Origin of the sequence: Nonomuraea sp. NPDC052265 (assembly GCF_044547985.1) — a bacterium.
GTDB lineage: Bacteria > Actinomycetota > Actinomycetes > Streptosporangiales > Streptosporangiaceae > Nonomuraea.
Map to the genome: position 1 here is coordinate 1 of NZ_JBIUBJ010000069.1, position 1,417 is coordinate 1,417.

Genomic DNA, 1,417 nt, shown 5'->3' on the forward strand with positions numbered 1-1,417 from the left:
GGTTGCGTCCACGGAAGTGGTGTACGAGTTTGACCTGGTCAACAGGTGTGGCGCCGTGAAATGAGTACGGCCATCGCGTGATCCTTCGTAGCAACGATTCCAAGAAGGAGAACAGCGATGACCGCGGACAACAGTGTGACGCCTGCCCTGTGGCTGGCGCAGCAGATCGAGACCGGCGACCCGGACATGTTGCGATCCATGGTGAAGACCATGGCCGAGACGTTGATGTCGGCCGAGGCCGACAGCCTGTGCGGGGCCGGCTACGGCGAGCGCAGCAGCGAGCGGACCAACTCCCGCAACGGTTACCGGGCGCGTGAGTGGGATACCCGGGTCGGCACCATCGACCTGGCCATCCCTAAGCTCCGGCAGGGTTCCTACTATCCGGACTGGCTGCTGGAGCGGCGCCGCCGCGCGGAGCAGGCGCTGGTCAGCGTGGTCGCCACGTCCTACCTGCTCGGGGTGTCGACCCGGCGGGTGGACAAGCTGGTCGAGCAGCTCGGGATCAAGCACATCTCCAAGAGCCAGGTCAGCCAGATGGCCAAGGTGCTGGATGAGCAGGTCGAGGCGTTCCGCACCCGCGCGCTCGACGCCGGCCCCTACACCTTCGTCTGGCTGGACGCGCTGACCCAGAAGGTGCGTGAGGGCGGGCGAACCATCAACGTGCACGCGCTGGTCGCCACCGGGGTCAACGCCAACGGCCAGCGCGAGGTCCTCGGCCTGGACGTCACCTCCGCCGAGGACGGCGCCGGCTGGCTGGCCTTCCTGCGTGGTCTCGTCGCGCGCGGCCTGTCCGGCGTTCAACTGGTCGTCTCCGATGCCCACCGCGGCCTCGTCGAGGCGATCGGCGCCGCCCTGCCCGGCGCCGCCTGGCAGCGCTGCCGCACCCACTACCTGCGCAATCTGCTCACCACCGTGCCCAAGAGCGCCCAGCCTTGGGTGGCCACCCTGGTGCGCACCATCTTCGACCAGCCTGCCGCCGAGCAAGTCCGCACCCAGCACGCCTGGGTCATCGACGCCCTGGAGGCCAAATACCCGGCCGCCTGCCAGCATCTGGACGCCGCCCGCGAGGACCTGCTCGCCTTCGCCGCCTTCCCCCGCGAGACCTGGCGCCAGATCTGGTCCAACAACCCCCAAGAGCGGCTGAACAAGGAGATCCGCCGCCGCACCGACGTGGTCGGCATCTTCCCCGACCGAGCCGCCATCATCCGCCTCGTCGGCGCGGTCCTGGCCGAGCAGACCGACGAATGGACCGAAGCCCGCCGCTACATGGGCCTGGACATCCTGGCCAAAGCCCGCATCCGGCTCATCGCCGGCGACACACCGGCCCAGAACCCGCTCCCGCAGACACTTAGCGCTTAACCTGCAAAAACAGGATCACGCGAAGATCGATTCATACACCACGTCCGTGGACGTGACC

1 protein-coding gene is annotated in these 1,417 nt (G+C 68.0%); it reads left to right on the plus strand.

Features of this window, described 5'->3' with window-relative positions; genetic code table 11:
• Positions 1-117: 117 nt before the first annotated feature.
• Positions 118-1,359, plus strand: coding sequence for an IS256 family transposase (locus tag ACIHAD_RS48850; protein ID WP_397361750.1), 1,242 nt, complete (start codon positions 118-120; stop codon positions 1,357-1,359).
• Positions 1,360-1,417 lie beyond the last annotated feature (58 nt).

Bases quoted from the DNA above. Each gene is read 5' to 3' on its own strand.
- ACIHAD_RS48850 (WP_397361750.1), top strand. From the start codon at position 118: ATGACCGCGGACAACAGTGTGACGCCTGCCCTGTGGCTGGCGCAGCAG.